Annotated in this window: 26 protein-coding genes; 3 read left to right on the forward strand and 23 right to left on the reverse strand. The window is 73.3% G+C overall.

All coding sequences use genetic code 11. The features are described from left to right. Positions 1 to 28: 28 nt before the first annotated feature. Positions 29 to 877, forward strand: coding sequence for a siderophore-interacting protein (locus ACFV3R_RS26730; RefSeq protein ID WP_385588292.1), 849 nt, complete (start codon positions 29 to 31; stop codon positions 875 to 877). A 179-nt stretch (positions 878 to 1,056) separates the two neighbouring features. On the opposite strand, the gene ACFV3R_RS26735 is transcribed toward ACFV3R_RS26730, so the two are convergent. The 8 genes from ACFV3R_RS26735 to ACFV3R_RS26770 all read right to left on the reverse strand — a co-directional run bounded on the left by ACFV3R_RS26735 (position 1,057) and on the right by ACFV3R_RS26770 (position 7,288). Continuing rightward, complete coding sequence (locus tag ACFV3R_RS26735; protein ID WP_385588295.1) at positions 1,057 to 1,695, reverse strand: bifunctional 4-hydroxy-2-oxoglutarate aldolase/2-dehydro-3-deoxy-phosphogluconate aldolase; 639 nt, start codon at positions 1,693 to 1,695, stop codon at positions 1,057 to 1,059. Between the two features lie 73 nt (positions 1,696 to 1,768). Next, a complete protein-coding gene (locus tag ACFV3R_RS26740; RefSeq protein ID WP_385588298.1) occupies positions 1,769 to 3,220 on the reverse strand; it encodes a DgaE family pyridoxal phosphate-dependent ammonia lyase in 1,452 nt (483 codons plus the stop codon). Between the two features lie 79 nt (positions 3,221 to 3,299). Continuing rightward, positions 3,300 to 4,013, reverse strand: coding sequence for a DUF4310 family protein (locus tag ACFV3R_RS26745; protein WP_385588301.1), 714 nt, complete (start codon positions 4,011 to 4,013; stop codon positions 3,300 to 3,302). A gap of 14 nt (positions 4,014 to 4,027) precedes the next feature. After that, positions 4,028 to 4,819, reverse strand: coding sequence for a DUF4311 domain-containing protein (locus tag ACFV3R_RS26750; protein ID WP_385588304.1), 792 nt, complete (start codon positions 4,817 to 4,819; stop codon positions 4,028 to 4,030). A gap of 7 nt (positions 4,820 to 4,826) precedes the next feature. Continuing rightward, complete coding sequence (locus tag ACFV3R_RS26755; protein WP_385588307.1) at positions 4,827 to 5,162, reverse strand: DUF4312 family protein; 336 nt, start codon at positions 5,160 to 5,162, stop codon at positions 4,827 to 4,829. Beyond that, the gene (locus ACFV3R_RS26760) at positions 5,159 to 5,557 is read right to left on the reverse strand and encodes an SFCGS family glycine-rich protein (RefSeq protein ID WP_385588309.1); all 399 of its coding nucleotides are present in this window, start codon (positions 5,555 to 5,557) and stop codon (positions 5,159 to 5,161) included. The genes ACFV3R_RS26755 and ACFV3R_RS26760 overlap by 4 nt, the downstream gene beginning before the upstream one ends. A gap of 10 nt (positions 5,558 to 5,567) precedes the next feature. Beyond that, positions 5,568 to 6,047 (reverse strand): hypothetical protein, encoded by a 480-nt coding sequence (locus tag ACFV3R_RS26765; protein ID WP_385588312.1) that lies wholly within the window; start codon positions 6,045 to 6,047, stop codon positions 5,568 to 5,570. Positions 6,048 to 6,085: 38 nt separating this feature from the next. Beyond that, a complete protein-coding gene (locus tag ACFV3R_RS26770) occupies positions 6,086 to 7,288 on the reverse strand; it encodes an amidohydrolase/deacetylase family metallohydrolase (protein WP_385588315.1) in 1,203 nt (400 codons plus the stop codon). A 132-nt stretch (positions 7,289 to 7,420) separates the two neighbouring features. Between ACFV3R_RS26770 and ACFV3R_RS26775 the strand changes: the two genes are divergently transcribed. Next, entirely contained in the window at positions 7,421 to 8,227 is an 807-nt protein-coding gene (locus tag ACFV3R_RS26775; RefSeq protein ID WP_385588318.1) for an IclR family transcriptional regulator, read from the forward strand. A gap of 172 nt (positions 8,228 to 8,399) precedes the next feature. On the opposite strand, the gene ACFV3R_RS26780 is transcribed toward ACFV3R_RS26775, so the two are convergent. The 12 genes from ACFV3R_RS26780 to ACFV3R_RS26835 form a co-directional block, all read right to left on the reverse strand. Continuing rightward, the gene (locus ACFV3R_RS26780) at positions 8,400 to 8,792 is read right to left on the reverse strand and encodes an L-rhamnose mutarotase (protein WP_385588321.1); all 393 of its coding nucleotides are present in this window, start codon (positions 8,790 to 8,792) and stop codon (positions 8,400 to 8,402) included. A 122-nt stretch (positions 8,793 to 8,914) separates the two neighbouring features. Beyond that, entirely contained in the window at positions 8,915 to 11,731 is a 2,817-nt protein-coding gene (locus ACFV3R_RS26785; RefSeq protein WP_385588324.1) for a DEAD/DEAH box helicase, read from the reverse strand. Between the two features lie 211 nt (positions 11,732 to 11,942). Beyond that, complete coding sequence (gene tatC, locus ACFV3R_RS26790) at positions 11,943 to 12,902, reverse strand: twin-arginine translocase subunit TatC (protein ID WP_385588327.1); 960 nt, start codon at positions 12,900 to 12,902, stop codon at positions 11,943 to 11,945. Positions 12,903 to 12,958: 56 nt separating this feature from the next. After that, a complete protein-coding gene (tatA, locus tag ACFV3R_RS26795; protein WP_385588330.1) occupies positions 12,959 to 13,231 on the reverse strand; it encodes a Sec-independent protein translocase subunit TatA in 273 nt (90 codons plus the stop codon). Between the two features lie 177 nt (positions 13,232 to 13,408). Further along, complete coding sequence (locus ACFV3R_RS26800) at positions 13,409 to 13,618, reverse strand: hypothetical protein (protein WP_385588333.1); 210 nt, start codon at positions 13,616 to 13,618, stop codon at positions 13,409 to 13,411. Positions 13,619 to 13,685: 67 nt separating this feature from the next. Beyond that, a complete protein-coding gene (locus ACFV3R_RS26805; protein ID WP_385588403.1) occupies positions 13,686 to 13,925 on the reverse strand; it encodes a hypothetical protein in 240 nt (79 codons plus the stop codon). 95 nt (positions 13,926 to 14,020) lie between these two features. Further along, on the reverse strand, positions 14,021 to 14,971 hold the full coding sequence (locus tag ACFV3R_RS26810) for a helix-turn-helix transcriptional regulator (RefSeq protein ID WP_385588337.1): 951 nt from the start codon (positions 14,969 to 14,971) through the stop codon (positions 14,021 to 14,023). A 21-nt stretch (positions 14,972 to 14,992) separates the two neighbouring features. After that, complete coding sequence (locus tag ACFV3R_RS26815) at positions 14,993 to 15,979, reverse strand: helix-turn-helix transcriptional regulator (RefSeq protein WP_385588340.1); 987 nt, start codon at positions 15,977 to 15,979, stop codon at positions 14,993 to 14,995. A 169-nt stretch (positions 15,980 to 16,148) separates the two neighbouring features. Continuing rightward, positions 16,149 to 16,523 (reverse strand): FKBP-type peptidyl-prolyl cis-trans isomerase, encoded by a 375-nt coding sequence (locus ACFV3R_RS26820; RefSeq protein ID WP_385588343.1) that lies wholly within the window; start codon positions 16,521 to 16,523, stop codon positions 16,149 to 16,151. A gap of 153 nt (positions 16,524 to 16,676) precedes the next feature. After that, the gene (locus tag ACFV3R_RS26825; protein ID WP_385588346.1) at positions 16,677 to 17,696 is read right to left on the reverse strand and encodes an FKBP-type peptidyl-prolyl cis-trans isomerase; all 1,020 of its coding nucleotides are present in this window, start codon (positions 17,694 to 17,696) and stop codon (positions 16,677 to 16,679) included. Positions 17,697 to 17,939: 243 nt separating this feature from the next. Next, positions 17,940 to 19,301 (reverse strand): Pup--protein ligase, encoded by a 1,362-nt coding sequence (gene pafA / locus ACFV3R_RS26830; RefSeq protein WP_385588349.1) that lies wholly within the window; start codon positions 19,299 to 19,301, stop codon positions 17,940 to 17,942. 9 nt (positions 19,302 to 19,310) lie between these two features. Continuing rightward, a complete protein-coding gene (locus tag ACFV3R_RS26835) occupies positions 19,311 to 20,570 on the reverse strand; it encodes an MFS transporter (RefSeq protein WP_385588352.1) in 1,260 nt (419 codons plus the stop codon). A 359-nt stretch (positions 20,571 to 20,929) separates the two neighbouring features. Here ACFV3R_RS26835 and ACFV3R_RS26840 point away from each other — a divergent pair, with 359 nt between their 5' ends. Further along, positions 20,930 to 21,922: a LacI family DNA-binding transcriptional regulator gene (locus ACFV3R_RS26840; RefSeq protein WP_385588355.1), complete on the forward strand. Its 993-nt coding sequence runs from the start codon at positions 20,930 to 20,932 to the stop codon at positions 21,920 to 21,922. Between the two features lie 98 nt (positions 21,923 to 22,020). Here the strand turns inward: ACFV3R_RS26840 and ACFV3R_RS26845 are convergent, their stop codons facing one another. The 3 genes from ACFV3R_RS26845 to ACFV3R_RS26855 form a co-directional block, all read right to left on the reverse strand. After that, the gene (locus tag ACFV3R_RS26845; protein WP_385588358.1) at positions 22,021 to 22,719 is read right to left on the reverse strand and encodes a hypothetical protein; all 699 of its coding nucleotides are present in this window, start codon (positions 22,717 to 22,719) and stop codon (positions 22,021 to 22,023) included. Between the two features lie 64 nt (positions 22,720 to 22,783). Next, a complete protein-coding gene (locus ACFV3R_RS26850; RefSeq protein ID WP_385588361.1) occupies positions 22,784 to 23,794 on the reverse strand; it encodes a WXG100 family type VII secretion target in 1,011 nt (336 codons plus the stop codon). Then, positions 23,791 to 24,105: a WXG100 family type VII secretion target gene (locus ACFV3R_RS26855; protein ID WP_385588364.1), complete on the reverse strand. Its 315-nt coding sequence runs from the start codon at positions 24,103 to 24,105 to the stop codon at positions 23,791 to 23,793. The genes ACFV3R_RS26850 and ACFV3R_RS26855 overlap by 4 nt, the downstream gene beginning before the upstream one ends. Positions 24,106 to 24,363 lie beyond the last annotated feature (258 nt).

A 24,363-nucleotide genomic window follows, 5' to 3' on the forward strand; every position in this document is an offset into this window, starting at 1 on the left:
ACCGACCGCGCAGCCTCTGGGAGTGTCCATGACGTCAGCCCGCCCGGCCCGCAAGAAGTCGACCACCCACTGCGGCGAGGTGGTGCGCACCGAGCGCCTCACCCCGCACATGGTCCGGGTGGTCCTCGGCGGTGACGGCCTGTCGCAGTTCGCGGTGGCCGACGTCACCGACGCCTACGTCAAGCTGCTCTTCCCCGTCCCCGGGGTGGCCTACCCCGAGCCGTTCGACATGGGGGCGATCCGTGAGGAGTTCCCCCGCGACCAGTGGCCGGTGAGCCGCACGTACACCGTCCGCCACTGGGACGCCGAGCGCCGGGAGCTGGCCCTCGACTTCGTGGTCCACGGCGACGAGGGGCTGGCGGGCCCGTGGGCCCTGCAGGCGGCCCCCGGCCAGCGGATCCACTTCGGCGGGCCCGGTGGCGCCTACAAGCCCGACGCCACCGCGGACTGGCACCTGCTCGCCGGTGACGAGAGTGCCCTGCCGGCCATCGCTGCGGCCCTGGAGGGCATGCCCGCCGACGCCGTGGTGCACGCCTTCGTCGAGGTGGCCGACGCCTCGGAGGAGCAGCCGCTGGCCGTGCCGGCGGGGGGCCGGCTGACCTGGCTGCACCGCGACGGCGCGCCGGTGGGCAAACTGCTGGTGGACGCCGTGCAGTCGATGGACTGGCCGCAGGGCCGGGTCCAGGCCTTCGTGCACGGCGAGGCGGGCTTCGTCAAGGACCTGCGGCGGCTGCTGCGGCTGGATCACGGCGTGCCGCGGGAGGACCTCTCCGTCTCCGGTTACTGGCGCACCGGGCACAACGAGGACGGCTGGCAGGCCTCCAAGCGGGAGTGGAACGCCGAGGTGGAGGCGGAGCAGGAGTCCTCGGGCCGGTGACGGCTCGGCCCGGGCGGGCGCATCCGCCGCGGTCGTCCGCCCCGAGGGCAGCCGTCCGCCCCGGACGCGGGCCGTGCCGTGCCGTGCCGTGCCGTGCCGTGCCGTGACAAACGCCTCGGGGCGGAGCGCCGCTGCCCGGACAGTCGTGCGTCACCGGGCGGCGTCGGCCCTGGCCGCCCTCACGCCGTGGGTGCCGCCGCCCGGCGCTCGTCGAGGGCGGCACGCAGCCGGGCCGCGTTCCCCGCGATGTCGCCGCCGATGCTGACACTGTGGGCGCCGGCCGCGAGCCAGGTGGGGGTGTCGGCCACGGTGACGCCGCCGGTCGCCATGATGCGCGCCCCCGGCAGCACCGAGCGCAGCGACTTCAGGTACGGCAGTCCGCCGACGTGCGCGGGGAAGAGCTTGGCGATGCCGCGCGCGGCGGCCACCCGCAGCTCGGAGGGGGTGTGACCGCCTTCCACGAGCAGCCGGTCGGCCTCGTCGACGACCGGCCTGACCTCGGGCACCTGGAAGGGGCTGACGAGGTAGTGGGCGCCGGCCGCCAGGGCCCGCTCGGCGACGGCGGGCGAGGTGACCGTTCCCAGGCCGATGAGGGCGTCCGGCGCCCGCTGCGTCCACTCGGTCACCAGTTCCTCCCAGCCGGGGGTGGTGGCGGTGAACTCGAAGGCGGTGAGGCCCGCTGCGAGCAGTTCCCCCACCAGCTCCGCCGCCGCCTCGGGCCCCGCGCAGCGGACGGTCGGCACGGCGGCGGCCCGCCCGATCCGGTCCACCACGGCGCGGACGGCGGGGGTGAGGTGGTCGAGACTCTCGTACGGCATGGGCGCTGGTCCTTCCGAAGGGGCGGGGGGCCTGTCAGGTCGGGGTAGGGGTGGGTTTGCGGACGGACCGGGGTCAGTCCGTCCCCGGGGCGGCGATGGCGCCGAGTTCGTCCAGGAGGTGGCGCGCCGCCTCGCCGGCCTCGCCCTCGACGCGCAGCACGATCTCCTCGCCGCGGCGGATGTTGAGGCTCATCAGGCCCAGGACGCTGTGCGCGGCGGCGCTGCGGCCGTCGTCCGCCCGGTGGACCACCACCTTGACCCCGCCGCGCGCCGCCGCCTGGGCGAACGCCGCCGCGGGACGGGCGTGCAGGCCCGCGGGTTCGGTGACCAGGAGCCGCCGCTCACACCCGCCGGCCGACCCGTCCGTCCCCGTGCCTGCGGCCGGCTGCCCCGCCCCGGGGGCGCCGTCACCCGATGCGGCGGCCAGCACTTCGGCGATGCGCCGTTCCAGCTGCTGCTCCTCCGCCGGGTCGAGGGGACGCGGGTCGACGGCCAGCCGTCCCGAGGCGGCATGGTGGTCGCGCAGGAACACCGGGGGGCTGCCGGCGGCCAGGCTCCGGGCCAGCTCGACGGCGGTCAGTCCGGCCCCGCCGGGGTCGACGGTGATCTCGGTGCGGTGGATGTCGCGTCCGGCGTCGTCCTGCACCACGCGGGCGGTCAGGCCCGGGAGCGCGCCGAGACGGTCGGCCAGTGCGGCCATCCGGGTTTGCTGCGCCCCGCCCTCGGCGGGCTGCCCGGCCGCCCGCGCGGCATGGTCGCGGACCGCGCGGACCAGCCCGAGGACGGTCTCCTTGCCGACCTTCATCGGGCGGGCGATGCCGCCGCTCTGCGCCCGGCAGGCCGCGACCAGGGCCGCCGAACCGCAGATGATGCCGGAGGTGGGCCCGCCGATGGCCTTGCCTCCGCTGTAGACGACGAGGTCGGCGCCGGTCGCCGGCCAGCGCCGCAGGTCCTCCTCGGCCGCCGCGTCGACGATCACGGGCACACCGTGTTCCCGGCCCACCGCGATCATCTCCGCCAGCGGCACCGTGCCCTTCTGCACGGCGTGGTGCGACTGGACGTACAGCAGCGCCACCGTGCGGGGGGTGACGGCCGCCGCGAGGTGGGCCGCGGTGACCTTGTTGGCGGCGCCCACCTCCACCGGCCGGCCGCCGCCGAGCCGCACCATCTGCGTCACGGGGGCGCCGAAGTGCACGGCGTGGCCCTTCTGGAGGACGACCTCGTCGGGATGGCCGAGGGCGTCGGGGAGCGCCTCGATCCGCGCCGGGTCGGTACCGGCTACCAGGGCGGCGACGGCGACGGCGACACCGGCCGCGGCGCCGGTGGTGACGCAGGCGTCCTCGGTCCCGGTGGCCCGTGCGATGTCCCGCCCCGCCGCCGCCAGCAGGTCGGCCATCACGACGTGGCCGGTGCCGGCCTCCGTCATGGCAGCGGTGACGGACTCGGACAGCCGGCTGCCACCGAGGGCCGTCATCTTGCCGCTGGCGTTGACGGCGGGGGTGATCCTCAGTTCGTCGTAGAGCACGGAAGAGCCTTTCGGTGGGCCGTGGAGGGGACCGGCGCGGGGCGGGCGCGGGGTGGCGGAGCGGCTGTCGGGGACGCGGCTACCTGGCCGCGATGGGGAAGAAGAGACCGGCGAGCATCGCGCCGAGGATCGCGCCACCGGTGAGCGGCTTCTTCCACCAGTAGAAGAGGGCCGCGCCGAGCGTCGAGCCGAGCCCGACGGGGAGGGAGGCGGTGGCGGCGGCGATGATGACGAGCGGGCCGAGGTAGCGGCCGGCGGAGTTGCCCGCCCCCATCATCACGTCGGCCCCGAACGTCGAGGTGCCGCCGCTGGAGTTCACCGTCGCCCGGCGGATGAGGAGGATGACGCAGCCGACGGCGGCGCCGATGACCGCGCCGGTCGGCAGGGCCAGCCAGAAGTGCTCCATGGGGGCGGTCACTCCGGCCGCCAGCATCATCGCGGGGATGCCGATGCCGACGCCGGTCTGGAGCGACCCGCCGATGTCGAGGATGCCGACCATGGGGCCCTCGATGATGCGGGCGAACAGGAACCCGGCGCCGAAGGCTGCCGCCGCACCGTAACTTCCGTGCGCCATACCGGCCTTGAGCAGGGCGGTCACCGCGACGTCGCTGAACGTGCCGGTGTGGTAGACGTAGTAGAGGTGCGTGCCGGCGAAGATCCCGGCCGCCAGGCAGGCCACGAGGAGGGGGAAGGCCCACTCCGAGAGCCAGAAACTCCCCTCCCCCGGCACCCGGTTGCGGCGCTCGCCCTCGGGCGACGCGGAGCCGGCGGCGGCTGCGGTCGTGTCGGTCATGGTGGGGTCCTCGCTCATGACGTCGGAGTGGTGTGGGTCGCGTCGTGGAGGTGCTGCAGCCAGCCGGGCGCGGTGACCTTCATCTGCTGGAGCAGTTGCAGGTCCACGCCGCGCAGGAAGGCGCTGGCGGCGAAGAGCAGCACGACCGCGCCGGCCAGCGCCCGCGTCACCTTCGTCCAGCCGAGGTCGTCCAGCCCCTTGCCGACGACGATGCCGAGCACGATGCCCGGGACGGCGTTGCCCATCACCACGTGGGCCAGCCCGCCGAGCACGGTGCCCCAGCCGCCGGACCGCCGCCCCGCGTCCACCGCGGCCATCCAGAAGACGATGGGCATGACGGGGTTGATCAGCCACTCCGACGCGGGCCCGAGGACGTCGGCGGCGACCTTCTGCAGTGAGCTGGGGATCGAGGCGGCCGTGGTGTTGAGGACGGTGACCAGCACCAGTCCCACGCCCGCCCCCGTGAGGGCCATGCGCCGGGGGTTGTGCAGCGTCTCGGCGAGGTTCCGGTTGCGGATCATCGCCAGGGAGGCCGACCAGTGGGGCACGATGCGGTGGTCGACGTCGGAGGTGAGCGCTCCGGTGCCCACCGCGCTGGCCCAGGCGTTGAAGAAGAAGCCCAGCCCGAAGGAGAAGTGCGCGACGGGGTCGTTCTCGCAGGCGTTCAGTTCGCCGAGGGTGCGGAAGGCGCCCATGCCCTGGACTTTCGGGGCGTGGAACATCCGGGCCACACCGGCGCTCGCCCCGAAGCCGATGAGGGCGCCGATGACCATCGACTCCAGAGCGATCGTGAGGGTCTGGTTCACGGCTGCCTCACCTCATGAGGAGGGCGTGTTGGAGAGGGGTCAGCTTCTCCTCGACGACGCGGAAGTCGACGGCGGCCAGGTCGACGGCGCCGACCTGCACCTCCACTCGGACGGTGATCTCGTAGGCGGTGCGGCGGCGGGGGAAGAGCAGACCGAGGAACCGTTCCGTCCAGCGGCGCTCCACAGCCGACTCGACGACGAGGTCGACCGGTTCGATCCGTATGCAGGTGCCCGTCACCTTCTCCCCGACGCGCCGCTGCACCTGCCCCATCGCCTCGGCGAAGGCCCGCTCGCGGCTGGTGCCGGTGCCGGTGAGCCGCAGGGTGTGGCGGGAGGTGTTCACTGCCCGGCCCCGTCCTGGGTGCCGGCGGTCCCCGGGGTGGCGCCGAGCTTGCGCAGCAGGGCCCCGGCGACCTCGAAGCCGAGTTCCTCGGTGTCCAGGAACCCGAAGCCGAGGACGGTTTTCCCCTGCTCGACGGCGGTGACGCCGGCCTGCGGCGAGCGCATGCCGAACTCGATCTCGTGGCCGTACTTGGCCTTGGCGGTCACAGCTCCGGCGCCGCCGCTGCCGCAGAAGGAGATGCCGAGCGCGGCCGACTCGGCGGCCATCACGTCGCCCACCTTCATGTCGGCGCCGGGGCCGGGGATGAGGACGGGTTCGGCGCCGGCCCGGCGGATGCCGTCGGCGACGGCCTGGCCCTTGCCGAGCCGGTGTCCGATCACGATCTTGACTGTCATGGTGCAGCTCCTAGTTCGTCTCGACCTGAAGGTGGTGCGACAGCTGCCAGGCGGTCTCGAAGTGCAGCGCGAGCAGCAGGACTTCGGGGTCCACCCGGTCACCGCCGGGTGCGCCCCGCCGTCCGGTGGCGGCGTCCTGCCGGGCGATGACCTCGCGGGCGGCGGCGAGGCGGGGGGCGCCGACCTCGGCGAGGAGTTCGGGGCCCAGGGGCTCCAGCTCCTCGCCGGTGCGGGCCCGCCGCAGGTACGCGGCGAGGTGGACGGCGAGCGCCAGCCGGCGGTCCTCGTCGAATCCCACCTCCTCGATCGCGGCCCGCCGCTCCGCCTCGGGCAGCAGGTGCCGCAGCGCTTCGCGGTCCTCGTCGGCGAGCGGCTGGGCGGAGTGTTCGGTCATCTCCCGCACTCGGGCGAGGAGGCGGTCGAGTTCCCCTCCGGCGGCCCTGTCCTCGTCGGCGGGCCCGGTGGGGGGCGGGGGGTGGTGCTCGGTCATGGGTGCCTCTTCTTGCGGTGGTCCGCCGGGCGGCGGGGTCAGGCGGAGGTGCTCGGGGCGGCGGCGGACGGCCCGCCCGGTGGTGTCCCGGCCTGCTCCTCGCGTGCTGCCGGGTACACCCGGCCGGCGCGGACGGCCGCCACGGGGAGCAGTGCCGTCTCGGCCTGCCGCTGCTCGCCCTCGGCGTCGGTGAGGAGGTGGGGGGCGCGGTCCGGCCGCAGCAGGCTCAGGTCGGCGACGGCGCCCACCCGCAGGGTGCCGAGCCCGTCCGCGAGGCCCAGGACCTGCGCCGGGTGGAGGGTGGCGGCGCGGACGACCTCGGTGAGCGGCAGCCCGAGGGCCAGCAGCTTGGAGAGGGTGGCCGGCAGGCCGTGGACCGGGCCGTCGACGTTGCGGCGGTGGAGGTCGGTGGAGACGGTGTGGGGCCGCACTCCGGCGCGCAGCGCCGCCTCGGCGGTGGCGAAGGAGAAACTGGCGCTGCCGTGCCCCACGTCCAGGCGCACCCCCCGCTCGAGGGCGGCCCGCGCCTGCGGGATCACCTCGGAGGTGCCGCCGAACAGGCCGCCGCGCTTGCCGTGGAAGGCGTGCGTGACCACGTCGCCCTCACGCAGCAGGTCCAGCACGTCGCCGAAGTCGGGGGGTGCGTTGCCGACGTGCACCATCACCGGGACGCCGAGTGAGGTGGCGGCCCGCAGCGGCGCCAGCCCGGAGTCGCCCAGCACCGACCGGCTCATCCGCACCTTGACGCCGCGCAGGGTGTCGCTGTGCCGGGCCAGCAGGCCGGCGGTGGCGTCGAGGTCGATGTCGCCGGGGCCGCCGGCCAGTTCGCGGGTGCCGTGGACCAGGCCGTGGCGGGAGATGTTCAGCCAGGCCAGGACCCGGGTGGCGGCGGGGACCACGACGGCGCGGGAGAAGTCTTCCCAGTGGTCGCTGCCGCAGCTGCCGGCGTCGACGACGGTGGTGACGGCGTTGTCCAGGCCGGCCCGGTCGGCGGCCAGGCCCAGGGAGGTGGCCTCCTCGTAGACGTGGGTGTGCAGGTCGATGAGGCCCGGGGTGACCAGCAGGCCCTCGGCGTGGTAGATCTCGGCGCCCCGGGGGTCCAACTCGGGCCCGAGGGCCGCGATGCGGCCGTCCGTCACGGCGATGTCGCCAGGGGTGGCCCGGCCTTGTTCCGGGTCGACGATCAGGCCGCCGCGGACCAGCAGGTCCCAGGGGCGGGGGGAGGAAGGGGAGTCGGGCATGGAAAGGGCGCCTTTCCCAGGCGTGTCAGGGCACGGAGATGCCACCACGGGACACGAGGCATTCCGTAGAGTAGATTCGCGTTCCGTAGAACGGATTGGGCTGCACGCTAGCCCCACCGAGCTGGAGGGTCAATGGATCGCGAAGAGACGGTGAACCTCCCTCAGGGGCCCGCCGAGGCGGCTCCGGAGGAGAAGCCGCCGGCCCCCGCGGCCAACTCCGTGGCGAAGGCGCTGCGGGTGGTCCGCGCGGTGGCACACCCCGACGCCCCCCACCGGCTGGGCGACATCGCGCAGCGCGCCGGCGTCCCCAAGGCGAGCACCCACCGCATCCTGGCCACCCTCGTCGAGGAGGGCTGGGTCGTCTGGGACGGGGAGGGCCGCTACGGGATCGGCACCGCGCTGCGGGCCCTGGCGGCCACGGTGCTCTCCGACGACACGGTCGGCATCGACGCCGTGCTGCGCGCACTGAGCGGCCGCCTCGGCCAGACCGTCCACCTCGCGGTCCTCAGCGGCGACCACGCCACCTACACGCACAAGATCGACCCCGGCCACGCCTACCGCATCGCCAGCGAGGTCGGTGCCCCGCTGGCCCTGCACGCCACCGCGGCCGGCAAGGTGCTCCTGGCCCACCTGCCGCAGGGCGAGATCGACGCCCTCCTCGACAGGGCCGCCCTGCCCGCCCGGACCTCGCGTACCCTGACCGACCGTGCCGCCCTGGAGGCCGAGCTGGCGCGGGTGCGCGAGGCGGGATTCGCCACCGAGTACGAGGAGGCCGACGCCGCCCTCTGCTCCCTGGCCGCGCCGGTGCTGGACGACGGGGGCTATCCGGTGGGGGCGGTGTCGGTCTCCTCGCTGACGTTCCTGGTCACCGAGGAGCAGCTCCGCGCCTTCGCCCCCGCGGTGGAACAGACGGCCCGCGAGGTCTCCCGGCGGCTGTGAGAGGGGCGCGAGGGCGGGGACGCCGGGGGGACGCCCGTCAGCCGCGCGCGGTCACCACCGGGCCGGCCGCCGCGCCGCCACCGGCTCCGGGCGGCGGCGGGCAGGACGGGGCGCTGCCGCGGACGGCCCCCGGTGGGCAGGCAGGGCGGACCGGGCCGGACGGGCCTGCGCCTCAGCCGTGGTGGAACACCTCCGGCACCGGCATCCACCACTCCCCCTCCGGGGTGCCCTCCACCGGCTCCTGGCAGGGGTCGGTCAGCTTCCACCACCGCTGGGTGGCCGGGTCGGCGGCCATCCGCTCCATGTCGGCCTCGTGGTCCTCACCGACGTACTCGTAGTAGGAGAAGAGCAGGTCACCGTGGAGGAAGATCGAGTAGTTGCGGATGTGGCACGCGGTGATGGTGGCCAGCACCTCCGGCCACACCTCGGCGTGCAACCGCAGGTACTCCTCCCGGTGTTCGGGGCGCAGGCGCACCACCTTGGCGTGACGCCGGCCGCGGGCCGCCCCCTCGGTGGCCGGCGGCTGGGGCCGGGACGCTCCGGTCGGCTCGGGAACCTGCGACATCCGCTCTCACGCTCCTTCCAGGCCCCGGCGGGCGCCGGAGCACGGCGGCGGAGCGGTCGGCCCGCCGACCCGGCCGCGGGGCCAGGCCGCGGGAGCGGCCCGCGGGCCGCTCCCGCCCGCGATCACCCCACCGAGGAGTACGCCACCACGCCGCGGAGCATCGCGTCAACGGCCTTGCGGGCGTTGCGGGCGACCTTGCCGCCGTGCGGTGCCGCGGCCGAGATCTGGCCCAGGACGTCGATGATCTGCTTGCACCAGCGCACGAAGTCGCCGGCCGGCATGTCCGCCTCCCGCAGCACCTCGTCCAGGGGAACGTCGGAGGCCCAGCTGTAGGCGGCCCAGGCGAAGCCCAGGTCGGGCTCGCGCTGGCCCACTCCCTCCGTCTGGTTGATGCGGTGGTCCTCCTCCAGGGCGTCCAGCCGGCCCCAGATGCGCACCATCTCCGACATCGCCGAACGGGCGGCTCCCGACGGCAGCTTCGGCGTGACGGACTCGTCCGTCTGCCGCGCCTCGTACACCAACGCCGAGGCGCAGGCGGCCAGTTCGGCCGGGTTGAGGTCCTCCCACACCCCCTCGCGCAGGCACTCGCTGGCCAGCAGGTCCAACTCGCCATAAAGGCGGGCGAGTCGGCGCCCCTCGTCGGTGACGGTGTCGCCCTCCAGGTAGTCGAGCTGCGTCAGCAGGGCGCAGATACGGTCGAAGGTGCGGGCGATGGTGTTGGTGCGGCCCTCGATGCGCCGCTCCAGCTGCCGGGTGTCCCGCAGCAGCCGGTGGTAGCGCTCGGCCCACCTGGCGTGGTCCTCGCGGTCGTTGCAGCCGTGGCAGGGATGCGCCCGGATCGCCGCGCGCAGACGGGCGATCTCCTTGTCGTCGGCGGCCTGCGCGCGCTGCTTGCGGTGCCGTTCGGGCGCGATGTGACCGGCCTTGGTCCGCAGCGCCGAGGCGAGGTCCCGGCGGGACTGGGGGCTTCGGGCGTTGAAGGACTTGGGGATGCGCATCCGCTCCAGGGGCTCCACCGGGACCGGGAAGTCCATCGACGCCAGCCGCTTGACCTGCCGCTCCGCGGTCAGCACCAGGGGGCGGGGCCCGTCCCAGGCGTCGGCACCCCGGTGCCGGTCGGTGCGCCCCGGGGGGACACCCGGGTCCAGCACCAGGGCCAGCCCCGCGAACTTGCCGGTGGGCACGTGGATGACGTCGCCCGGCTTGAGCTTCTCCAGTGCTGCGGCGGCCTGCGCCCGGCGCTGGGCCGCGCCCTGCCGGGCCAGCTCCGTCTCGCGGTCCTTGAGTTCCCTGCGCAGCCGCGAGTACTCCTCGAAGTCGCCGAGGTGGCAGGTCATCGAGGCGCGGTAGCCCTCCAGCCCGTTCTCGTTCTTCTGCACCTGGCGGGTGATGCCCACCACCGACCGGTCCGCCTGGAACTGGGCGAAGGACATCTCCAGCAGCTCGCGCGAGCGGTGCCGGCCGAACTGCGAGACGAGGTTGACGGCCATGTTGTACGAGGGCCGGAAGGAGGACCGCAGCGGGTAGGTCCGGGTGCCGGCGAGGCCGGCGAGCGCGCCCGGGTCCATGCCGCGCTGCCACAGCACCACCGCGTGGCCCTCGATGTCGATGCCCCGGCGGCCTGCCCGGCCGGTGAGCTGGGTGTACTCCCCCGGCGTGATGTCGGCGTGCTGCTCGCCGTTCCACTTGACGAGCTTCTCCAGCACCACGGTGCGGGCGGGCATGTTGATGCCGAGCGCCAGGGTCTCGGTGGCGAAGACGGCCTTCACCAGGCCCTTGACGAACAGTTCCTCCACGACCTCCTTGAAGGTCGGCAGCATCCCGGCGTGGTGGGCGGCGATGCCGCGCTGGAGGCCCTCCAGCCACTCGAAGTAGCCCAGGACGTGCAGGTCCTCGTCGGGGATGCCGGCGGTGCGTGCCTCGACGATCCGGCGGACCTCGTCCCGGGCCGCCTGGTCGTTCAGGCGGAGCCCCGAGTAGAGGCACTGCTGGACTGCGGACTCGCAGCCGGCGCGGCTGAAGATGAAGGTGATGGCCGGCAGCAGCCCCTCGCTGTCCAGCCGGTCGATGACCTCGGCGCGGCTCGGCGTCCACACCCGGTTGCGCTGACGGCGCTCACGCTCCCGGTCGGCCTCGCGCAGGTTCCTGCCGCGGCGCTTGTCCCGCCCGAAGGTGGGCCTGCTGTTCTCCAGCCGGGCCAGTCGCTCCAGGTCCGGGTTGACCGCGCGCCGGGAGCCGGCCCGCGTGTCGCGCTCCTCGAAGAGGTCGTAGATCCGGCGGCCCGCCAGGACGTGCTGCCACAGGGGTACCGGCCGGTGCTCGGAGACGATGACGCGGGTGTCGCCGCGGACGGTGTCCAGCCAGTCGCCGAACTCCTCCGCGTTGGAGACGGTCGCCGAGAGCGAGATGAGGGTGACGGAGTCCGGCAGGTGGATGATCACCTCCTCCCAGACGGCGCCGCGGAAGCGGTCGGAGAGGTAGTGCACCTCGTCCATCACCACGTAGCCGAGACCGGCGAGCGCCTGCGAGCCCGCGTACAGCATGTTCCGCAGCACCTCGGTGGTCATCACCACGATCGGCGCGTCGGAGTTCACGCTGTTGTCGCCGGTCAGGAGCCCGACCCGGTCGGGGCCGTAGCGGCGCACCAGGTCCTGGTACTTCTGGTTGGAGAGGGCCTTGATCGGCGTGGTGTAGAAGCACTTGCGGCCCTCGCGCAGGGCCAGGTGGACGCCGAACTCGCCCACGATCGTCTTGCCGGAGCCGGTCGGCGCGGCCACGAGCACACCGCTGCCCGCCTCCAGCGCCTCACAGGCCTCGACCTGGAAGGGGTCCAGCCCGAAGTCGTACTCCTCACGGAAGGAAGCCAGAGCGGTGGCCTGCTCGGCCGCGCGGCGGCGGGCGGCGGCATAGCGGTCGGCGGGAGACATGTCCTCGGTCATCGTGTCTACGAGCCTACCGGCCACCTCTGACAGCGGGGAGATCTTTACCGGGCCGTCCCGCTGGGCGGGCACCCGTCTGAGCAGGGCGTCGCCGCTCGGAGGCGTACCGGACGGCGCCGCCCGCGCGGGTGCGGAGCGGCGTCCCGGGCAGTGTCTGCCAAGCCCCGCCCGTCCGCCCTCCGGGGGGACGACGCCACTGCGCAGGCCCTGCCTAGGTGGCGTCCTCGTCGTAGGACCGGCCGGCGGGCTCGACGCCTGGGTGCGTGCTCCCCTGGGCGGGGATCGGGCTGGCCGAGAGGGGTTCGGCGTCTCCCACGTCCTCGGTGCGGAGGTCGAGCGGGGCGGCCTCCTCGTCGCTCAGCAGGGCGTCGGTGTCGGCACGCGACCGCCTGCGGTCGTGCAGCAGGCACACCGCCGAGGCGCCGAAGTAGAGGACCACGATCGGTGCCGCCAGCAGGCTCATGGTCAGCGGGTCACCGGTGGGGGTGGCGATGGCCGCGAAGACGGTGATGCCCACCACCATGAAGCGCCACCAGCCGATGACCTTCTTCCCGGACAGCACCCCACCGAAGTTGAGCAGCACGAGCAGGAGCGGCAGTTCGAAGGCGACGCCGAAGACGATCACCATGCGGGTGACGATGTCGAGGAACTCGTCCGCGGGGAAGAGGTTGTCCCAGTCGCTCGGCGTGAGGCCGACCAGGGCGCCGGCCGTCGTGGGCAGCACGGCGTAGGCGATGTAGGCGCCGACCAGGAAGAGGGGGACGCCCGCACCCACGAACCCCAGCGCGTAGCGCTTCTCGTGCTTGTGGAGTCCGGGTGCCAGGAACGCCCAGAGCTGGTACAGCCACACCGGGCTCGCTCCCACCACGCCCGTGGTGAGACCGATCTTCAGCATGATCGTGAAGGGGGCCAGCAGACCGTTGGCGGTGATCTGCGCGCAGGGCTTGCCCCCGGGTCGGGCGCCGATGTTCTTTCCGGGGCAGCCCACGGCGTCGGTGACCGGCCCGGTGATGAAGTGGGCGATCTGTTTGTAGTAGCAGAACGCGACGACTGTGACGACGGCCACCGCAAGGACCGACTTCAGCAGGCGGTTGCGCAACTCCCGCAGGTGCTCCGCGAGCGGCATCCGCCCTTCCGGATCCCTGTCCTTGTTGCGGGCAGAACTGAGCACCCCACGTCCTCGTCTCGTCGTCGCCACACGGGTGCGGCTACTGGTCCCGTTCTGCGTCAGCTCTGCTTGGTCTGCTGCGGTTCGGTGGCGGGGCGGGCGCTGGCGGTGTCGCCGGGGGCGGCCTGGATGGTGCGCTGGGCGGCCGCCGCGGTGTCCTCACTCGGAGCCGCGGGCTCGCCCTCGCTCTTCATCGCCTTGGCTTCGCTCTTGAGGATGCGGGCCGACTTGCCGAGCGACCGGGCCATGTCGGGGAGCTTCTTGGCGCCGAACAGGAGAACGACAACCACAAGGATCAGGATGATCTCGGGGGCTCGCAGGTTGCTGAGCATGCTGTCTACCTTCTCACCGAGGCGGCTGGGGGGTGGAACTGACGTCGGCGGAGATGCGTCCGGCCCACGTGCTGACAGGATCGTAACGCGACGGGGTAAACAGGGGGCAATCCCCGTGCGGCTCCCCGTTGTCCCGCTCGCCCCCGTCCACGCGGTCGCACCACGGGACAACTGGTGTCAGGTGGTGTGTGACGTCACATCCTGGACGAAGTGGCCCGTCTGCGCGGCCAGTGGGCCGGCGGCGTCGTTCAGCTCCCTCGCCGCCCGTTCGATCTCGTTCGAGGCCTTGTCCACCTGTCCTGCCAGTCGCCTCACCTCCGTGTACACCCGTGCGGCGAACACCGCCAGCACGGCGAGGCCGAGGAAGCCGAGAGAGATGGCGATCATGGGCCAGAGCATGGTGCGCGCCTTACGGAAAGAGGACGTTTTCGGACCACGGACGGTGCGCCGTTCGTCAGCCGGAGTGCAGCCGCAAGGTGCTCACGCCGCCCCCGGTGAGCAACTCCACAATGCGCTCCCCCGCCGGCTTGCGGACCACGCTGCCGCACTCGGGGCAGGTGAACGAGTAGAACGTGGTGCGGCGGCTGCCGCCGATGGCCAGGCGCAGGGCGTCCGAGAGCAGTTCGAAGCGGGCCCGGCAGTCGGGGCAGGCCGCCCGGAACAGCACGGCGCCGGCCACCGGCTCGGTGGGCACCCGGTCGGTACCGGGCCCACCGGCGGCCGGACCGGGCCCGTCCCCTCGCGCGCCGCCGCTCTCGCCGCCCGGCGGTGTCGTGCCGCGCACGCCCCTCACTCCCCGTACGCGGCGAGCGCCTGGCGGGCGGCCTCGCGGGCGCTGTCGGCCAGGTCCCGGGGTTCGACGATGCGCCCGTCCGGTCCCAGCCGCATCGCCAGCCGCCGCAGGGAGGCGGGGTCCGGGGTGCGGAGCGTGATGCGCAGTCCGCCGTCGGGCAGTTCCTCCGCCTTGTCGTGCGGGTAGTACTCGGCGACCCACCGGCCTCCCGGGCCCACCTCGACGACGACCTCGGGGTCCTCGGCCGCGGGCTGCACCAGCCCCTCGGAGAGGTCGCGCAGTTCCACCGGCGGCGGGTCGGCGGGGGCGTCGAGCAGGCGGATGTCGGCGACCCGGTCGAGACGGAAGGTGCGGCGGGCCTCGGAGAGGCGGCACCAGGCCTCGACGTAGGTGTGGCCGACGGCGAAGAGGCGGATCGGGTCGATCTCGCGCTCGGTCAGCTCGTCACGGGCCGGGGAGTAGTAGCGCAGCCACAGCCGACGCCGCTCGACGATGGCGCGGTCGACGTCGGCGAAGACCCCGCCCTCGGACTCGAAGGTCACCGACACCCGGGAGCTGGCACCCGCCGCCTCGCCGGCTGCCGCCTCCAGCTTCGCGGTGGCCCGCAGCAGCGCCTGCCGGTCCCCCTCCCGCAGCCCGGGCAGGGTGGCGACGGCGCGGGCGGCCACCAGCAGGGCGGTGGCCTCGTCGGCGGCAAGCCGCAGCGGCTCGGCGACGTCGTCGGCGTTGTGCCACCAGATCCGGTCACCGTCGGTGTCGATGTCGAGCAGGTCGCCACCGCGGAAGCTGGTCCCGCACATCGGCAGCACGTTCAGGTCGGCGATCAGCTCGTCCTGGCTGATGCCGAAGGCGCGGGCGACGTCGGCGACCCGGGCGCCGGGCCGCTCCCGCAGGTAGGTGACCAGCGACAGCATGCGCCGGGTCTGGTCGATGGCGTTGGTCGGCATGTGGTTGCTGCCCCTGTCCTGTCAGGCCTTGGCGACGGCGCGCAGCCGGTCCACGACGTCGGCCCGCAGCTCCGCGGGCTCCAGCACGACGACGTCCGCGCCGAACTCCACCAGCCAGGCGTCCAGGCCGTGGCCGTTGGGGATCTCCAGCTCGTCCCAGCCCTCACCCACCTCGCGCAGGGAGAGGGCACGGGAGCGGAGCGGGTAGCCGTGGCCGGCGCGCAGCCGGATGCGGGCGGTGCCGGTGGCGCTCTCGCCGGCCCAGCTCTCCACGGTCTCGCGGACCGTGACGTGGTCGGGTACGGGCGCGGTGAAGGCGCCCTGCCGGGAGCGGACCCTGCCGGTGATGCGGGAGAGCCGGAAGACGCGCTCGGCCTGCCGGTCGCGGTCCCAGCCGGCGAGGTACCAGGTGCCGCGCCAGCACTCCAGGATCCACGGCTCGACATGGCGGGTCTGCGGCTGGGCGGCGTTGGCCTTGCGGTAGTCGAAGACGACCGGGCGCCGGTCGCGGCAGGCGACCATCAGCGGTTCGAAGGCCGCCTCGTGCGCGGGGATGCGGGGCTCCAGCGCGCTCGGCGGAGCCTCCTCGTAGCCGTCCTGCGAGGCCAGCGGCATGCCGGCGGCCCGGAGCTTCTGCAGGGCGCCGCTGGCGGCACCGGCGAGCCGGGCCTGCTGCCAGATCTTCGCCGCCAAGCCGAGCGCGGCGGCCTCGGCCGCGTCGAAGGCCACCGGGGGGAGCCGGTTGCTGTCGCGGCGGGCCAGGTAACCGGTGTCACCGTCGACGCCGTCGACGGTCTCGATGACCAGACCCAGTTCCCGCAGGTCGTCCTTGTCGCGTTCGAACATGCGGTTGAACGCCTCGTCGCTCCCCTGGGCGCCGTCGGAGGCGGCGAAGGACTCGACGTAGGCCTCGATGGAAGCGCGCAGCTCACGCTTGGTGAGCGGGCGCCGGGTACCCAGCAGGCACAACGCGAGGTTCATCAACCGCTCAGCCTTGGCAATCGCCATCGACGCCCTTAGCCCCTTCTTTCCCGTTCTCCGTGGTTCCTTTAGCCCTTGACCGTACCGCTCGGGGGACGGCCGGCAAAGCCGAGGGCCCGTGACCGCCGGAGATCAAGTCCGGTACGGGCACGGGCCCTCGGCCCACGGCTCCGGCCGGTCGCGCCGGCCGGTCCGGTCAGACCGCGACGAGGTCGCAGACGAAGATCAGCGTCTCGTTCGGCTTGATGCGGCCGCCACCGGCGCCCCGCTCGCCGTAGGCCAGGTGGGCCGGGATGGTCAGACGGCGGCGACCGCCGACCTTCATGCCCTGCACACCCTGGTCCCAGCCGGCGATGACCTGGCCGGCACCGAGCTGGAACTGGAGCGGCTTGCCGCGGTTCCAGCTCGCGTCGAACTCCTCGCCGGTGTCGAAGGAGACGCCGACGTAGTGGACGGAGACGGTGTCCCCCGCCTTGGCGACCGGCCCGTCGCCCTCCCACAGGTCCACGATCTCCAGCTCGCTGGGCGCGGGCCCCTCGGGGAAGTCGATCTCGGGCTTGTCGATGTTCACGAATGTGCTCCTACAGATGATCCTCGGGTGTCGGGACCAGTCTTGCAGATACGTCCCCGGCGGGGCGGAGGGTCGTCACCGCCGCTCCGCGCCCGCTTCCTGCGGCCCGGGAGGCGGGCCGCAGGAGACGCGGTCGTGAGGACGGACTGCGGGTCAGAAGGCGGCGAGGATGTCGACGGAGAAGACCAGCGTGTTCTTCGACAGGCCGCTCTGGGCCTGGTCGCCGTACCCGAGCTTCGGCGGGATGACCAGCAGCACGCGGTCGCCCACGTGCTTGCCGACCAGTCCCTGGTCCCAGCCCTTGATGACCGAGCCGGTGCCGATCTGGAAGCCGGTGGCGCCGCCGTTCTTCCAGGAGGAGTCAAAGGTCTTGCCGTCCTCCCACTTCACACCCGTGTACTGGACGACGAGTGCCTGTCCGGCCTTGACCTCGGGTCCCTTGCCGTGGATGAGCGTCTGCTGCTTGAGGTCGCCGGGTGCCTTCTCCCCCTTGGGGACGGTGATCGTCGCGGCCTTCTGGCCGTCCGCCTTCACCGTCGGCAGCCCGGACTCGGGGGCGGCCTGCTTGCCCGTGACGGTGGCCTTCGGGTCGACCTTCTTCGACGCCTTGATGTCGGCGACGAACACCAGGCCCTGGGTGGGCTTGAGGCCGACCTGGCTCGCCATCTGCTCGCCGTAGAAGGTCTTCGCGGTGCCCTCGACCTCGACCCGGCTGCCGACCTTCTGGCCGACCAGCTTCTGGAACACGCCACCGGGGTTGACCAGCGAGGTCGACTTGTTGGTGGCCTGGCCGACGAGCTGCGGGGAGGCGCTCTTGCCCTTGGTGCGGGCCTGGGCGCTCCAGGTGGAGCCGATGGCCTGGCCGTCCAGGGTCTGGTAGGCGAAGTCCAGCCGGACGAAGTCGTCCTTGTGGACGGTGGCGCCCTTGCCCTCGGTGACGGTCTTGGCCACCACCTGGTCCGGGGCCTTCGCTCCCTTGGAGGCCGTGATCTTCGGCTGCTGGCCGGGCTTGCCGGAGACCGAGGCGACGGGGGCGGGGGCCGCCTCGTCGTCCGACCCGCAGGCTGCGGAGAGCAGCAGCAGCGGCACGGCCAGGGTTGCCGCGGCGACCCTCTGCAGGGTCTTGGTGCTCGGACGGGAGTGCGGGGGGTGTACCCCGGAGGAATTCACCATCGGTCCAACTCGTGCTAGGGGGCTGCGCGGACAGTGGCCGCCACTCTACGGCCTGTCCCTCGTCCGGCCCCGCAGCACGCCGGACGCGCCGGGCACCCGCACGGAGAAGCAACGAACCCCGTCAGAAACGGGGTTCGTCGCGATCCGTATACGTCACTCGCCGACAGTGCGCGTAAGCGTCGCGCCAGAAGCGGAGCGCGGGCCGCGCTCTTCCTCAGCGGGCAGCCCGCACGCGAGCTGCCGTCACATCCCGGCGATGAGCTTCTCCACCCGGTCGTCCACCGAGCGGAACGGGTCCTTGCACAGGACCGTCCGCTGGGCCTGGTCGTTGAGCTTGAGGTGCACCCAGTCCACGGTGAAGTCCCGCCGCTGCTCCTGGGCGCGCCGGATGAAGTCCCCGCGCAGCCGGGCCCTGGTGGTCTGCGGGGGCACCGACTTGCCCTCGAAGATCTTCAGGTCGTCGCAGACCCGGGCGGCCCGGCCGCTGCGCTCCAGCAGGTAGTACAGGCCGCGGCGGCGGTGGATGTCGTGGTACGCGAGGTCTATCTGCGCTACCCGGGGGTGCGACATGCTCAGGTCGTTCTTGGCCCGGTAGCGCTCCAGGAGCTGGTACTTCATCACCCAGTCGATCTCGGTGTTGATGCGGTCCAGGTCCTCGTCGCGGATGGCCTCCAGGGCGCGGCCCCACAGTTCCAGGACGCGGTCGACGGTGCCGGTGCGGATGCCCCGGCGCTCGCAGAAGTCGACGGCCTTCTCGTAGTACTCCTGCTGGATCTCCAGCGCCGAGGCCTCCCGGCCGCTGGCGAGGCGCACCTTGCGCTGGCCCGTGGTGTCGTGGCTGACCTCGCGGATGGCGCGGATCGGGTTCTCCAGGGTCAGGTCGCGCATGACCGTGCCGGCCTCGATCATCCGCAGCACCAGGTCGGTCGCGCCGACCTTGAGCATCATCGTCGTCTCCGACATGTTGGAGTCGCCGACGATGACGTGGAGCCGGCGGTAGCGCTCGGCGTCGGCGTGCGGCTCGTCCCTGGTGTTGATGATGGGCCGGGACCGCGTCGTCGCCGAGGAGACTCCCTCCCAGATGTGCTCGGCCCGCTGGCTGACGCAGTAGACCGCGCCCCTGGGGGTCTGGAGCACCTTGCCCGCACCGCACAGGAGCTGCCGGGTGACGAGGAAGGGGATGAGGATGTCCGCCAGGCGGGAGAACTCGCCGTGCCGGGCGACCAGGTAGTTCTCGTGGCAGCCGTAGCTGTTTCCGGCCGAGTCGGTGTTGTTCTTGAAGAGGTAGACGTCGCCCGCGATGCCCTCCTCGTGCAGGCGGCGTTCGGCGTCGACGAGCAGACCTTCGAGAATGCGCTCGCCGGCCTTGTCGTGGGTGACCAGCTCGGTCACGTTGTCGCATTCGGGAGTGGCGTATTCCGGATGCGAACCCACGTCGAGGTAGAGGCGGGCGCCGTTGCGCAGGAAGACGTTGCTGCTGCGGCCCCATGACACGACACGGCGGAAGAGGTAGCGCGCCACTTCGTCAGGCGACAGTCGGCGCTGTCCCCTGAACGTGCACGTGACGCCGTACTCGTTCTCCAGCCCGAAAATGCGGCGGTCCATGACTAGACATTACGCCTGATGGCGAGCCTTGAAACCGGGTTCGACGGGACGGTTTCGATCATTTTCCCCCGACACGCCCGCGGGCTGCGCCGGGGCGGGCGCGGCGAGGAAGCGTCTGGTCACCGCCATGGCCCCCAGGGCGGCGAGCCCGCCCAGTCCCGCCACCGCGAAGCCGGCGCGCGCCCCGCCGTACTCGACCGCGGGCCCCACCACCGACATGCCGGCCGCCGAGCCCACCCCGAAGGTGGTCACCAGCCAGGAGAACGCCTCGGTCACGGTGCCCGCCGGCGCGTGCCGGTCCACCACCACGAAGGCGCAGGCCAGCGCGGGGGCGAGGAAGAGCCCGGAGAGGCCCGCCAGCACCGTCATCCACACCACCCCGGGCACCAGGGTCAGCGGCAGGTAGCCCAGGGCCAGCAGTCCCACCAGCACCCGCAGCCGCCCCTCGGGGGTGCCCGGCCAGGGTCGCGCCCCGTAGACGATGCCGCCCACCAGCGCGCCGAGGCCGAGCGCGGAGAGCAGGTAGCTGGACGCCCCGGCGACGCCCTCCTCGCCGGCGTAGGCCACGGCGGCCACCGAGATCGAGCCGAGCGCCACGCCCACGAAGAAGAACGAGCCGACCAGCACCCGCATGCCGGCCGAGTGCAGCGCCCCGAGCCAGTGGGCCGCCCGGGCCGCGCCCCGCCACCGGCGCGAGGGGCCGGAGAGGAGGACGGAGGCGGCGCCCAGCACACCCAGGACGTTGATCATCCACAGCGCGGCCTGCTCCGACCACCCGGCCACACAGAGCGTCACCAGCAGCGGCCCGACGGCGAACATGACCTCCTGGGCCACGGCGTCCAGGGCGTACGCCGCGTGCACCCGGTCCTGGCGCCGCAGCACGTCCGGCCAGAGCGCCCGCAACCCGCCCTCCAGCGGCGGCGTGCAGAAGCCGGCGACCACGACGGCCGCGAACGCCAGTACCGGCGCCGCCAGTCCGACCACCGCGTAGAGGGTCATGCCGAGCGCGGAGAGGACGGCCGCGGGCAGCATCACCGCCGGCTGGCCCCGTCGGTCCACCATGCGCCCCAGTACCGGCTGCCCCACCGCGTTGCAGAGGCCGTACACCGCGGAGAGGGCACCGGCCAGCCCGTAGGAGCCGCCCTCGGCGCGGGTGAAGAGCACCAGCGCCAGCGGGGCCGTGGCGTTGGGCAGCCGGCCGACGAGGGTGCCGGTGAGCAGTCGGGCGGCGTGACGGGCCCTGAGGACCTGCGCGTACTGCGCGGCCATGGCGGCTCCTCGCGGTGGCGGGCGGTCGGGGTGACGGGATGGTCGAGCGGCACGGCCGCGGACGGCGACCGCAGAGGTGTTACGTATAACGTCCCGGCTCGTATACGTATCATCGCGAGCGCCGGCGGTCCACCCGTCCTGCGGCCTGCCGGCACCGTGACGAGGAAGGCAGGTGACCGGTGGTCCGCCTCCGCCCTGACGCGCAGACCGTCCGCCCCGACGCGCAGGCCGCCCTTCCCGGTCCGCACGACCCGGTGCCGCCCGGCCCGGGCCCCTCCCCCGCACGCCCGCTGCACGGCGCCACCCCGGGAACGCCGTCCGGCGCGGATCCCGCGGTGCCTCCCTTTCCGGGGGGACGCGTGACCAGTCGCGACGTGGCGCGGGCGGCCGGTGTCTCGCAGGCGGCCGTCTCCCTCGTCCTGAGCGACAAGTGGCGCGGCCGGGTGTCGGAGGCGAAGGCCGCAGCCGTCCGCGGCGCCGCCCGGGAGCTGGGCTACCGGCCCAACCTGGCCGCCCGATCGCTCCGGCTGGGCCGCACCCGCACCGCACTGCTCGTGGTGCCGGTACTCACCACCGAGTTCTTCGCGCGGGTGCACACCGGCGCCGCCCGGGTGGCTGCCGAACACGGCTTCGGCGTGGTGCTCTACCCCTCGCCGGAGCTCGTCGGCCCCGCCCCGGACCCGTTCGCCTCGGCGTCCACCGCGCTCGACGGGGTCATCGCCTCGTCGATGGCCGCGGGCGCCCTGAGCACCTTGCGGGACGGCGGGCTGCCGCTGGTCATGCTGGACAGCGATCCGGCGGACCCGCAGGCCGCGGCCACCGTCAACCTCGACATCCCGGCCGGCATCCGGGACGTGACGCGCCACCTGCTGGAGCTCGGCCACCGGCGCCTGGTCCACCTGGCGGCCGACGTCGACTCCTGGACCTTCACGGTGCGGGCCCGCGCGGTGGCCGAGACCGTGCGGGCGGCACCGGAAGCCGAGCTGGCCACCGTCCGCACCCGCATCGGCGTGCCCGACGGTGAGGCCGCGGCCCGCGCCGCCCTCACCGGCCCCGGGCCGCGGCCCACCGCGTTGGTCTGCGACGACGACATCCTGGCCGCCGGTGCCCTGAAGGCCGCACGCCGACTGGGCCTGCGCGTCCCGCAGGACCTCTCGGTCACCGGCTGCGACGACCTTCCGCTGGCGACCGCGGTCGAACCCGAGCTGACCACCGTCCACCTGCCCGCCGAGGAGTTCGGCGCGACGGGCATGCGGGCGCTCATCGCGGCGCTGGACGGCCGGGCCCCCACCTCGGTGACGCTGCCGGTGCGGCTGGTGGTGCGGGGATCGTCGGGGTCCGCGCCGGAGTGAACGGCGCGGGCCGGGGATGTCCGGCCCGGGTGCGGGCCTGTGCGGGCCGCGGGGGAGCCCGACGGCAGGCCTGGACGGATCGTCGGCCCGGGCGCCGCTCAGCCCCATGCCGCGGTGAGCGCCTTCGCCTCCTGCTCCGACTTCACGACCAGCCCCACCCAGGACCCGTCCCGGAACTCGAGCGCCACCCGCAGTCGCCGGCCGGCGGGCAGCGGTTCCCGGCGGTTGCGGAAGGCGCCCTGCGGGAACTGCGCGGAGATCTCCTCCTGCTCCCCCGCGGACGGCGCCTTCCACGGCAGCGCCAGCAAGCGGTGCGATGTCACGGCGAGCAGTAGCCTGTCGTGCTCCCCGTGCCGCCACGGCGGCGCATTGCGCACCGCCACCACGAACCGCCCGGCCTCGGACTCGTAACCGCCGCCCCACACCCCACCACGGACGGCGCGGCGGACCATGCGGTACGGGCGCCGGCACCAGTCGAAGAAGTACTCCCAGACCGTGGGCCCCAGGGTCCAGAGGTCCCAGCCGAGCCAGTAGTCCCCGAGCCTGAGGACGGTGGACAGCAGGCAGGTCAGAGGAGCCCACCAGCGCAGACGGGCGGCGCGGCCGACCCGCAGGCGCCGGGGCAGGCGGGGCGGGAGCAGGGGGTCCAGCTCCGTCGGGCAGACGTACAGCAGCCGCTCACCCTCCACCAGGTGGCACACGGCCCGCTGCGCCGGGCTCAGGTGCCCTCGGCCCGCACCGTACGCCGCCTTCACGGGTCCGGTGCCCGAGGGCACGGGTGCGCCCACGTCGGTCATCTCTCTCCTCTGCTGCGTGGTGGCGTGGGGACCGAGGGGACGAGCGCGTCCGGTCGGCCGGCACTCATCCGAAGGTCGCCTGCACACCCGAGGGGTCCAGGGACTCCTTGTCGACGCGGTAGGCGGGCGGGGCCTCGGAGCCGTCCTGCAGGAGAGACCGCCTGGCGTCGGCGTCCTCCGCGTACCGTTCGAGCGGTTTGGCCGCCTTCTCGATGCCGAGGCCCTCGTTGACGTGCTTGTTGATCTGCTTGAAGGGCTGCGCGAACTTCTTCCGCTGCAAGTAGGTCAGGCCCTCATCCTTGCCGAGCTTGCCGCCCAGCCCCTTGGCGGTCTTGCGGACGCCTGAGGCCGCGCGCCTCACCTTCAGCGCCTTCTTCGCGATCTCGCCGACCGCCTTGCCCTCACGCTGGGCCGTGCGCATCTCCTTGACGACCTGCTCCAACTCCCTCAACGCGGTGGCCAGTTTCTGGGAGATCCGCTCGATCCGGGCGATGCCCGCCGCGATCTCGGCCTCGCTGGCCAACGCGTCCACGACGGTCGCCAGGCCGGCGGTGAACAGGTCGAGGACGAAGCTGGTGGCCAACTCCGCGAGCAGCATGGTGATCAGGTCGCTGATCAGCTCGATGATCGTCTCCTCGGCGAGCGCGCACTCCTTCGCCGCCTGCCCGAGGATGTACGCCGTCTGGGCCATGTCGTACGCGGTGTCGTCGACCGCTGCCACCACGTCGCCCATGTGGGAGCCGAAGCCGTCCGACGCGCTCCCCGTCCAGGCCTCCGCCAGCGGCTCGGCGCCGCGGCGCAGGCCGGTGGCGACCTGCCGCATGGCCTCCGCCTGCTGACGCCATGTCCGGGCGGCCGCCGACAGCTCGGCGGGGGCGCCGGTGACCTGGTCCAGGAGGTCCAGTGCGCCGGTCTTCTCCAGCGTCCAGGTGACCGCCTCGTCCACGGCACCGCTGATGGATCCGCGGTCGGGGCTCTCGGCCTGCGGGACCTCGGGGAACTCCTTCGGGTTCTTCCGGGTCCACTCGTACGCCGTGCTCGGGCCGCCGGGCCCGAGCCAGGCCGTGACCGTCACCGCTTCACCTCCTGCAGCGCGGAGACCGTGACGGTCTCCGTGTCGTCGTAGGAGTCGGCCGTGGTCCGCAAGCCGTCGGCGGTGTCCTGGAGGATGTCGTGCAGGTCGCGGCAGTCCTGTACGTCCGCCTCCGCGTGCTCCTCGTAGGCGGAGGCGAGGCCGTGGGCGTCGGGCAGCTTGCCGAAGGCCTGGTCCGGCACGCGGGTGCCGGAGAGCGCGCTCATGATGGTGGAGACGCGGCCTGCCGCCGCGTCGATCCGGGAGGCGTAGGTGCGCAGCGCCTCCGGATGCACCTGGTAACCGGCGTGCAAGTTCTTCCCCTTGGGTGGTGCGATGTTCCACCCCGTGAGCACTGTCCCGGGAGGGGCCATGGCGGGGCGCACGCACGAACCTACGTGCGAGGCACTGAGGGGAATGGGGGGAAGACCCCGCCTTGGCGAGGTTTGCCAGCCGCCGTCTACCGGGATTTTGCCCAGCGATGGTGATTGTTTTGCGCGCCGGCATCAGCACGCGGAAACCGGAACCGGGCTGGTGACCAGGCAGTCAACGGAAAGCGGGCCGTCCGGAGA

The sequence above is a fragment of the Streptomyces sp. NPDC059740 genome (assembly GCF_042733155.1).
Taxonomy (GTDB): domain Bacteria; phylum Actinomycetota; class Actinomycetes; order Streptomycetales; family Streptomycetaceae; genus Streptomyces.